Source organism: Bacteroides clarus YIT 12056 (assembly GCF_900129655.1).
In the GTDB taxonomy this organism is placed as follows: domain Bacteria; phylum Bacteroidota; class Bacteroidia; order Bacteroidales; family Bacteroidaceae; genus Bacteroides; species Bacteroides clarus.
Genome location: NZ_FQWK01000013.1, coordinates 1 through 11,727 on the forward strand (window position 1 = coordinate 1; position 11,727 = coordinate 11,727).

Sequence of the window (11,727 nt, forward strand, 5' to 3'; positions counted from 1 at the left end):
GAAGTGTAACAGGAAGTATCACAAGTGTTGACGCAAAGACCATTGCAGATATTCCAACTGCCAATTTGGCAACGTCTTTAGCAGGACGTTTATCAGGAGTAATGATTTCTTCTACTACAGGTAAGCCTGGCGCAACTAGCAGTTTGAGTATTCGTGCTAAAGGTACTACTAATGATTCAAGCCCATTATATGTTATTGATGGGGTTGTCAGAAATCAAGAGGCATTCGAATCATTGGATGCCAGTGAAGTTGAAAATATATCAGTATTGAAAGATGGGGCTTCTGCTGCAGTGTATGGTGCCCGCGCAGCTAACGGTGTGGTTTTGGTTACAACTAAAAAAGGTAGTACGGGTAAGCCAGTTATAAATTATTCAGGTACCGTTGGTTTTGATAGTCCAACAAAAAATCCTGAAACAATGAGTGCTTATGAACAAGCTATTTTTCTAAATCATAATAGGTACCAAGATTGGGTTGATAAAGGTTCTGATCCCAAAAATCGTCCGGAAAATCAAAAAACATGGTATACAGATGATGAACTCGAGTATCTGAAAGGAGTAAACTATAGTTGGCTGGATGAGATGTGGAGAACCCCGCTCACCACGCGTCATGCCTTAAACATTACAGGTGGTACAGAACGCGTGCGTTATTTTATTGGCGGTGCTTATTATTTTGCAACTGGTGCTTTTGATAATTTGGAATATAATAAAGCAAATTTCCGTGCTAGCATTGATGCTAGCATTACGGATAATTTTAAAGTAGGCTTAAATATTAGTACGGATAATAGGAAAGACATCAAGCCTCATTGGAAATCTGACGGTGGACGAGATAACTTGGATAATTTATATTCCAGCATTTTGAAACGTTCGAAAATGAACCCTTTTTATATCAATGGGCTTCCTGTAAAAGCCAATGGTTTGGAACAACATCCTTTGACTCAAATCAGTGAACAGGCAGGTAGAGATACACGTAAATGGATGAATACCAATGTTAATATGTTTGCGGAATATGATGCCCCATTCCTCAAAGGGTTGAAATTTAAATTCCAGTATAGTAGAAACACTTATAATAGACTCTATAAAGAGGTAGCGATGCCATATACTCTTTACACTTTTGAAACAAGTGGAACCAATGGACATTACATTGATCCGAGTAAAAACCCACAAGTTACAGGAACCGACGTGCGTGGTGGAGACCGCTTTATCAAAAAAACATCAGCCCTTTACTCTGATTATCAAATGAATTTCTTTGTAACTTATGACCGGACATTCGGTAAACATGACATTGGTGCACTGTTTGTTTACGAACAGGCCGAAGGAGAGAATGAATCTTTTGACGCACAACGTAACGGTCTGTTAACTTGGACAATGCCCGAATTTCATGCAGCGAGTAGTGATGCTTCTCAATCTATAGTAGGTAATGGCTCTGTTGGTGAAAGCGGACGCCTTTCTTATGTCGGACGCTTAAATTATGCTTATGATGATAAATATCTTCTAGAAGCAGCTTTCCGTGTGGATGGTTCCACCAAATTTGCACCCAATAAACGTTGGGGATTTTTTCCTTCTATCTCTGCTGGATGGCGTATATCCAATGAACCGTTTTTTGCTAATAATATAAAATTTATTGACTATCTGAAATTGCGTGGTTCAATAGCTTCTTTAGGTAATGATGCTATTGGTGGATGGGATTGGATGCCCAAGTATAACTTAACGACAGGAGCTATATTCGGTTCACAGAGCTATGGTATCGAGCCGGGTACGTTGGCTAATCCTGACTTGACATGGGAAAAATCCATTTCTTATAATGTAGGTTTTGATGGTCGTTTATTCAATCACTTTGATGTTAGTTTCGAATGGTTTTATAGACATACTTATGATATTCTTGCCGAACGTACCGCAAGTGTACCCACTAGCTTCGGAGCAAAACTTCCTAAAGAAAACTATGCAAAAATTGATGCACGAGGTTTTGAATTTGAAATAGGATATAACGGCCAAGTGAAAGATTTCACATATTGGTTGAAAGGTAACTTTGGCTATGCCAAAAGTTGGTGGGTAGAAAAAGATGAAGCCTCCAATTTAGCTGCTTACAAATCAGAAATAGGACAATCATTAGATCGAGTTTGGGGATATGATTGTCTTGGAATTCTTCGTTCACAAGAAGAAGTAGATCGAGTTAATGAAGAAAATGTAAAGAAATATGGGAAAGAATTACTCATTAAAGGGACTAAATTAGTTCCCGGTATGTTACTTTACAGAGATGTACGTGGAGTAAATAGCGATGAACCAGATGGTCAAATTACAGAAGAAGATATGGTTGTAATCGTTGATAAACAATCTGCTCCTATTACTTATGGATTTACATTAGGTGGTAAATGGAAAGGGTTTACATTGGATATATTCTTCCAAGGGCTAGCAGGTCACGAACGCGTTATTGATGATAGAAAACCTGGTGTGAAAGATTGGACAGGCACATTTGCATATTGGAATGATCATTGGACGGCAGAAAATCCCAATGCGTCAATGCCTTTTACTTTAACTAAAACAAATGGGGAGAAATCTACATTCTGGGTACGTAACGCATCATTTTTACGTTGTAAGAATATCTCTCTTTCATATGATATACCACAATCTATTACCAAAGCCTTAAAATTGGACAAGGTTAAAGTTTTTGTTAACGGAACTAATCTTTTCTTATTACAAGATGGATTAAAAATTGCAGATCCTGAGGTACATAAAGATCATATCAGTTCGTACCCAATCATGAGAAATTTCTCTTTTGGTCTTAACGTAACATTATAATCTCAATAAAAGAAAGACACTATGAAGTCAAAATATATTTTTACTGCAATACTTCTTGTTGGATTAGGAGTAGCAGGATGTAACGATGTTCTTGACAAAAAAAACTTGAACGCAGTAACTGCCGAGGATACATGGAATGATGAAACATTGGCAACGGCATTTTTAGATAAATGCTATGCTGATAATTTGCCAGACTGGTCTGCTGATGTAGCCGATATCAATCAATATAGCGATGAAGGTCGAGGTGGAGAAGATTTCTTCTATGCCGGTCAACTGACATCTGAAGGCGGAGGAGGACCAACTAAAGATTATTGGCCTTATGAAGGAATTTATAAACTAAATGTACTATTAGATAATATTAATACAGGAACATTATCTGAAGATGTGCGTAAAAAGATAGAGGCGCAAGCTCTTTTCCTACGTTCATATCGTTATTTTGAATTAGTGAAAAGATATGGTGGCGTACCATTGATTCTGTCTGTACAAGATAGAAAGGAATCAGAAGTGCCACGTGAAAAAACATCCGTGTGTATTAGCCAGATTGTAAATGATTTAAGTACTGCGGCAACAGTACTTCCCAAATCTTGGAGTGGATCTGATGCAGGACGTATTACGAGAGGGGCTGCATTGGCATTGAAAGGTCGTGTTTTACTGTTCTATGCCAGCAAGCAATTCAACAGAAATAATGATGCGGCACGTTGGCAGGCAGCCTATGATGCTAACTTAGCAGCGAAAGAACAATTGGAAAAAGATGGATATGGATTAAATTCTACTTATGATGGTACATGGAAAGACAATTCCGATGCAAGTGAATTATCTAAAGAAGTCATTTTCTCTAAACGCTATTCTTATCCTGCTAATAAGTCAGATATAAATGCAGGTGTGCGTCCTTTGGATTACTCCCAAGGTGCTACTGGCTGGAACCAGCCTACCCTTGATCTGGTTTTGGCATATCCCATGGCTGATGGTACTGTACCCGGGGTAGATATTGACGGAGATGGAGTAAAAGAGCCCTTTGACCCTACAGCGACAGATGAAAGAGGTTTGTTTTGGGTAGGACGTGATCCCCGTTTTTATAAAACAATTGTAACTAATGGCATGGTATATCCGTTAGCTGATAATCAATATCCTGAACAACGCCAATTCACTTATAAGGGGGGAGAAATTGAAATTGCAAACTCTACAAAAACCGGTTTTTACTCTTGCAAATTCATAAATCCAGTAGTGAAGAAAGTAGATGTACGTAACTATGATCTTGATTTAGTAGAAATTCGTTATGCAGAAGTTTTATTAAATTTAGCAGAATGTGCAGCTGAAGTTGGGAATAAAGATCCTGAAGTTTATACTATTTTAAAAGAGATTCGTAAACGAGCTGGTATCACGGCTAACGCTGATGAACTCTATGGTCTAAAAGCTAATATGACTAAACAAGAACTGATTGATGCTGTTCTTTTTGAACGTCGTATTGAATTAGCCTATGAAGGTAAACGTTTCTGGGATATGCGCCGTCGAATGATGTTTAGTGATCCGGAGTACAAAGGATACGCGCGTGAAAGAATTGAAATAGAACTCACTGATGCTAAAAAAGAATTATCGTTAAATGATTTGGCAAAAGATTTTGCAAATGGTGGAGGTGAGAGCAAATTAAACTCTGTGGACTACTTCAAGTATTTCAAAACAATTGTTACCAAGATAGATAATAAATTCCAATGGGATGTTGATGACAATCATTATTTCTTTGCCTTACCTAAAAAACATCTTGAACAGAATGCAAAATTAGAGCAAACTAAGGGCTGGAATGATGGTACTTTTGATCCATTGTTATAATCCTCAATTCTGATTTTCAAAGAACTATGTGTTGTTTCTTAATATGAAATAGTTTCTATAATCACAGCAAGATTAATCTTGCTGTGATTTTATTTATATATGCTATTGATACACATATATTTTGTGAAAGCATATATTATTTCAAAGCCTTTCAATAAATTACATAATTTATATAATATAAAAATCTTACTTAAAAGCTCATTCTATATTCTCCTTTTTAATATCTAATGGTATTGTAAGTTTTTGAGATTATATCTATATATCAAATAATTCACAATGTTGTTATTAACTCGAATTTAACTAAAATGTGACATAATATGAGAAGATTGGGATTTCTTATGTGTTTGTTATGTTCCGTATTCACAATGGCACAACAACAGATTATAAAAAGTAAATGGGTTTATACGGATGATACCGGCAAACTAATATATAAACAGACGAAAAAAGGAGATCGTATTGCAGATTTCTCTTTCGCGGGATATAAAGGTGGTGGAGTTACATTACCGTATATACCGGCAAAATTGACTGTACATCCATTAGGAGACAATGAAGATTGTACAAATCATATTCAAAAAGCTATTGATATAGTTTCTGAATTACCTCAAAATGCACATGGTTTTAGAGGAGCTGTTTTGTTAGCTCCTGGGCGCTATGTCTGTAATGGTTCTCTTCAAATCAAAGCTGATGGAGTTGTATTACGTGGTAGTGGAAGTGATCCCAGTGGGAGTGTGATTGTAATGGCAGGCGGTAAGCATACAGCCATCATATTAAATAATAAACTTCACCAACGTGTAGGGAATCGGATAGGGGAAATATCTTCCGGAGAAGCCTGCATCAAAGTTATAGATAAATATATTCCTGCAGGTGCATACAAACTCACTGTTGATAATGTTTCAAGGCTTTCTGTGGGTGACAATATAGAGATTCGTAAGCCTGTGACTGAGAAATGGATTAAATTTATGAAAATGGATAATTTGGTTCGCGATGGAAAAACTCAGACTTGGATTAAGGCTGGCAAGTTTTTAATAGCTGAACGAACGATTGCAGCCATTGACGGTAATATTATTACACTAACCGTACCACTCATTGATTGCTATGATTCCAATTACACGGATGATAATACAACCATAGTCGTCGCAAATAATGTTGGCCGCCTCAAACAATGCGGAGTAGAAAATATCCGTATTGAATCACCGGCCCAGGCGGTCAATCATTCTAAAGCATTATATTATGCATTAAGAATAAATGGTGAAGATTGTTGGGCTAAAGATATTAATGCTATGGAAACGATGGAAAGTATTGGTATAGGCGGGCGACGAATTACATTACAACAAGTAAATGTAATAAGAAAAGCATTGCATCAAGGGGCATCCAAACCGGCAGAATTTGCTCCAAATGGTGGCCAGATTCTATTAGATCGCTGCTCTGTTGAAGGGGATAACATATGGTTTGCAGCCTTGGGAGCCGGACAAACAGGCCCTATCGTATTTCTAAATTGTACCTTTAAAGGTAACGGACGAATTGAAGGACACCAGCGTTGGAGTACCGGTATATTATTGGATAATTGTAGCCTGCCTAACGGTGGTATTGATTTTAAAAATCGAGGTTCAATGGGTTCAGGGCATGGTTGGGGAACTGCCTGGTCCGTAGCTTGGAATTGTACAGCTAAAAGTTATGTTAATCAACTTCCACCGGGTACATATAATTGGGTCATTGGTAGTAAGGGAGAAAGTACACCATTACGTCGTCCGTTCAATCAGTCTGGGCCAACACTCCCCGTTGGAATTTTTGATTCGCATAACATTTCTGTTACGCCACAAAGCCTTTATTTGGCCCAGTTAAAAGAAAGGCTAGGAAATACCGCACTACAAAATATTGGATATGGTCTGTCCGAACAAAATCCGATACCAAAAGAGACAGATTATATTTTCCAAGGTGGAATGCAGGCTGACGCTTCATTAAGGAATCGAGATTTCAATGCTATACATGAATATATGCGTTCTTTGGGTTGGGATTATTCCGAACATCCTAATATATCTAAACATGATCATTATCAAGGGATACACTGTGAAGTCATTTTCGATAGAACTTTGCAACAGTATGTATTCAATTTTATTAATCATGCTAATACCGAAGTATTGGATAGTGACCGTGGAAGATTATTAAGTGATCGACAAAGGAATGAAATGAAAAGTCAAACCAATTATAATTGGCATAAATTAAATGGAAATTGGAATGAATGGCAACGGTTAGAATGGAAATTCCGTATATCAAAAGATTTTCGTCCTTCTACGAGTTTTTGTCATTTACATCAACTGAAAGCACAAGAAGGAAATAATGGTGCACCACTTATTACCATAAGTACTCGCTGTGACAAAGACGGTAACAATAAACGTGTACAAATCATTCATACCGGAGATAATAAAAAAAGTAGTAAAGGGGTTATTATAGACAACCTGCCACTATCGGATTTTGAAGAAGAATGGATACAGGTAGAAACAGAAATGCATTATACCCATCATGGCGTATTCCGTATAAAGCTTACTCGTATTAGTGATGGAAAAATACTCGTCAATCAATCTTTTTCCGATATTGATTTATGGAGAAAAGGGGCTACCAATATTCGTAATAAATTCGGCATATATCGTAGTTTAGGAAGAAAGATGAAAAGTTCTTCTGATCGTCCTGATAATGGTATTAAAGATGAAAACCTACAATTAGCGGATTTTAAAGTGTACGAAGCGTTTACTAACTTTAATCCTCAACCTCATGATTAAATAAATATAATTGTAATCAAATAAAATAATAAAGCCTACTTCATAATTTGAAATAGGCTTTATTAAAAGGTTATAATTTTCTCACTTGATCAATTCCATGGTGCATTCTGTTCCCATACATCTCCCATAATATCCATTTGAGATTGAGGAATAGGCCATAGATTACCATCAAACTTTCTCATTCTACCGCTCTCATCATATTGAACAGTAGGAATTACATCTTTTGCAATATCCCATCTAATGATATCGTAATAACGGATTCCTTCGTAAGCCAATTCTACACGACGTTCATTACGAATAATCTCACGCGTTAATTGAGGTTTGACTGGCATATTCACACCCGGACGCTGGCGCACATCATTTAATGCTTTCAGTGCTAGAGGATCATTCCCTTGTCCACTTTCGAACATTGCTTCGGCGTACATCAATAACAAGTCTGCATAACGCATTTTTACTATATGCTGATCACTCAAAGTAGATGCTTTAGGTACTTCAACATTAGGGTTGACATATTTTTTGAAAGCCAACTGTGTAAAAGGAATAAGTCCTTCGGCTTTATTACCATCTTCTTCAAATTTACCAGATTTATTATTATTGGGCCAAGGATCACCAATTTCATACATAGTCATTTTTATACGAGGATCGTTAGGCTCATAAGAAGCACGTAAATTAAAACTAGGGAATATAGTCATACGACTTCCTACCATTTGGTCTAATGCATGGAAATCATCTGGTGCTTTAAATTGAATAGAGAACATAATTTCTGGATTATTTTCTTGTTTTCCAAAGAAAATACCTGCATAGTCGTCAGCTAAGTCGAATGGATTATTAGGGTCATGAATATAATCACCAGCTAATTTAGCAACATCACTATAGCGTTGATCATTTAATAATATACGACATTTTAAAACAACTGCAGAACCTTGAACTGCATGTCCATCTGTATATGCAATATTAGGTAACCATTTAATAGCAAAATCAATATCCTCTAGCATTTGTTTAACCACTTCTGCACGAGGAGTACGTGGCATTCGATCATAATCACTACCAACTTCAGCACCTTGCAGCATGAGAGGCACATCACCGTAATGGACAACTAATTCATTATAAAAGAATGTACGAATAAATAAAGCTTCTGCCTTTAATTTATTAAAATCAGCCTCAGAATACAAATCTTTTACTTTATCAAAATTATCAAGAAAATAATTTGCAGCAGAAATACCTTTATATGAGTATGTCCACATATCATTTAATACACCACCTGTAGTTGAATTGATACCGCCTTGTTGAATATTCAATGGTGCTCCACCAGTACCACGAACGACTGCATTATCTGATAAATATTCCAATTCCGTACAGGGACCACTTGCCGGAACTGCAGAAAATGTAGAGTTACGAAAGCTAGCATATACAGCAGTCAAAGCATTATCTGCATCTTTAGTAGTTTTCCAAAATGTTGTTGAACTTAATTCATCTAGAGGTTGTTTATCTAGAAAGTCGTTACATGAAATGAATGTTCCGGTTAACGCTATTATACATATACTTTTTAATATATTCTTCTTCATATCCATACTCTTTTTATAAGGTTACTTTTAAACCGAATGATACTACCTTGGCTTGAGGATAAATAGCACCTCTTGAATTTTGAGCAGTACGTTCTGGATCAAGTCCTTGAAAGAAATCAGTGAAAGTTAACAGATTATCTCCTGAGAAGTAAATACGTACATTTTGGAAATGTATCTTGCTTAGCCATGCCTTAGGAAGGGTGTAGCCAATCTGTATATTTTTCATTCTCAAATATGAACCATCTTGTAACCACCAAGTAGAAACAGCTGTATTAGGTGCATAATTATCATTAAAAATATGAGGAATTGAATTAGAGGTACCTTCACCGTCCCATGCTCCTCTCCAAAAAGTAGAAGGTACTGAAGCCTGACGGAAAGGAGCAATACCCCATTCTTTTACGTAAATCTTTTTGCCTTCCACACCTTGGAAGAACAAAGAAAGATCAAATCCTTTATAAGCGGCATTAATAGTAAACCCATAATTGAATTTTGGAAAAGCACCATCTACTACTACACGATCATCAGGAGTAATTTTTCCATCAGGTACTCCATCCGGACCAGATATATCTTTATACTTCATATCACCGGGTTGGGTTAAATTACTCAATGGCTTCGGACCATTATCAATTTCCGATTGATTTTGATAAATACCATCAAATACGTACATGTAATAGGAACTCCAAGGAAGTCCTTCTTGCTTTATTGTTCCATTGCTACTATTTATTTCACGGGCTCCAAATTTGACTAATTTATTTCTATAGGTTTCCAAATTAGCACTTATGCTATACGTAAAATTACCTATTCTGTTTTCATGTCCTAGAACAAATTCCCAACCCTTATTCTCCATAGTTCCATCATTTACCATTGGAGCAGATACACCTATATGAGTAGGTACTTGCAATTCACGTAAGATATCTTTTGTCGTTTTTTTGTACCAGTCGATAGAACCGAATAGTCTATTATTAAAGAAACCAAAATCTACACCGAAGTCAACAGCTGTAGTCGTTTCCCATTTGATCTCCGGATTACTTAAAGCGTCTTGTGTAAACCCTTGACTAACTTGTCCACCGAAATTATATTTCACAGCTGTAAGTAAATCTTGATATGGATAATTACCTATATTCTGATTTCCTAACTGTCCCCATGAACCACGTACTTTTAAATTTGAAATCCATTCCACATTTTTTAAAAAATTCTCTTCTGAAACACGCCATCCTGCAGAGAAAGAAGGAAATAATCCCCAACGTTTACCGCTAGCTAAACGAGAAGTACCATCATAACGAAAACTTGCTTCAAATAAATATTTACCCATAAAGTCATAATTCAAACGACCAAAGTATGATTGTATGGCCCACTCGTATGCACCTCCTTCATTCGTTTGGCCGGCAGTTGAAGCAACATCTAATTCCCAATGCGTATTTGTGGGAACCCCTGTTCTATAACCACCTATTTTGTCATATTTAAAGTTTTCCTGATTATATCCTAACATTACATTTAAATTATGTTTATCAGCAAAAGTCTTTTTATAGTTTAAAGTTCCATATAGTGTATATTGCATTTCTGTTTCTTGTCTTACAGTTAAAGTATTGACATCGCTGTTATAGGTACTTTCTTCATGATTTCCGAATTCATCCGGATGTAATTTATATGCTTTAACGGAAACTGTTAAACATTTTGATTGCAATTGATTATAACGGACAGACGCTTTTACCTCAGCATCTAACCCGTCAATAATTTTCACTTTAGCAAATGCACTACCTAACACATAGTTTTCATCAAATTTCTTTCCACCACCACTATATGCAACAGCTAATGGAGCTTTGTTGTGTCCCCGTCCAGAATATCCGCCAGTACAAAATCGTCCATCTGGTAAATATGGAGTATAATATGGACCTTGAGCATACATGCACAGAATCATGTCTTCCGTCTCATTATTATCAATTTGATTACCACCACTGGTATATGATGTGGAATGGCGCTGCGATTTAGAGAAATTAATGTTTGTTCCAAATGTTACTCTACCTCCTAAATTAGTTTTTAAATTCATTTGAGCATCGTAACGTTTATACCCTGTTTTTATTACCATTCCATCCTGATCCAAATAGCCTAAACCAAAGTTATACGTTGTACCATTTTTACCACCATTTACACTTAAAAAATGCTGTTGCATAGGAGCGGTTTTAATGATGTCATCATACCAATCATGATTGGGATACATAGGATCTCCAGGAGCTGCATTTTTATAAGCATCAATCCACTCTTGCTTATATCCCTTAGTAGCTATATCTCCACCTGTATGTGTCAACGCTTTATTGAACAAGGTCATATATTCGGCAGAATTTGTAATCCTGTCTTGCTTTGTGGTAGGTGATTGCCATGCCATATTGAAATTATAATCAATATTTAAACGACCTTCGGTACCATTCTTTGTAGTAATCAAAATAACACCATTTGCCGCACGAGAACCATAAATAGAAGCAGAAGCAGCATCCTTCAATACAGTGATATTCTCTATCATATTCGGGTTCACTTTATTCATGTCACCTTCAACACCATCAATCAAGACTAACGGATTACTACCTGCATCAGAAAAGGTTCCTTGGCCACGAATTTGAATAGCAGCTTGTTCAGCACCAGGATTAGCTGAGTTCTGTACAATTTGTAAACCTGGAACTCGTCCTTGTAACATAGAAGAAGCATTAGGAGAAACGCGCTTTGTTAAGTCTGCAGCATCTACACTGCCCACCGCTCCAGTAAGATTTA

Annotated in this window: 5 protein-coding genes; 3 read left to right on the top strand and 2 right to left on the bottom strand. The window is 36.6% G+C overall.

All coding sequences use genetic code 11. From position 1 onward, the window contains the following. The 3 genes from BUB52_RS15345 to BUB52_RS15355 all read left to right on the top strand — a co-directional run. A partial coding sequence (locus BUB52_RS15345) for a SusC/RagA family TonB-linked outer membrane protein (RefSeq protein ID WP_139259740.1) occupies positions 1-2,795 on the top strand: 2,795 nt, incomplete at its 5' end. 21 nt (positions 2,796-2,816) lie between these two features. Then, positions 2,817-4,622 (top strand): RagB/SusD family nutrient uptake outer membrane protein, encoded by a 1,806-nt coding sequence (locus BUB52_RS15350; RefSeq protein WP_009121633.1) that lies wholly within the window; start codon positions 2,817-2,819, stop codon positions 4,620-4,622. A gap of 365 nt (positions 4,623-4,987) precedes the next feature. Next, entirely contained in the window at positions 4,988-7,399 is a 2,412-nt protein-coding gene (locus BUB52_RS15355) for a hypothetical protein (RefSeq protein ID WP_009121634.1), read from the top strand. A gap of 89 nt (positions 7,400-7,488) precedes the next feature. Here BUB52_RS15355 and BUB52_RS15360 read toward each other — a convergent pair whose 3' ends face one another. Next, a complete protein-coding gene (locus BUB52_RS15360; protein WP_039950638.1) occupies positions 7,489-8,964 on the bottom strand; it encodes a RagB/SusD family nutrient uptake outer membrane protein in 1,476 nt (491 codons plus the stop codon). A 13-nt stretch (positions 8,965-8,977) separates the two neighbouring features. Beyond that, on the bottom strand, positions 8,978-11,727 hold a 2,750-nt coding region (locus BUB52_RS15365), incomplete at its 5' end, for a SusC/RagA family TonB-linked outer membrane protein (protein WP_073212697.1).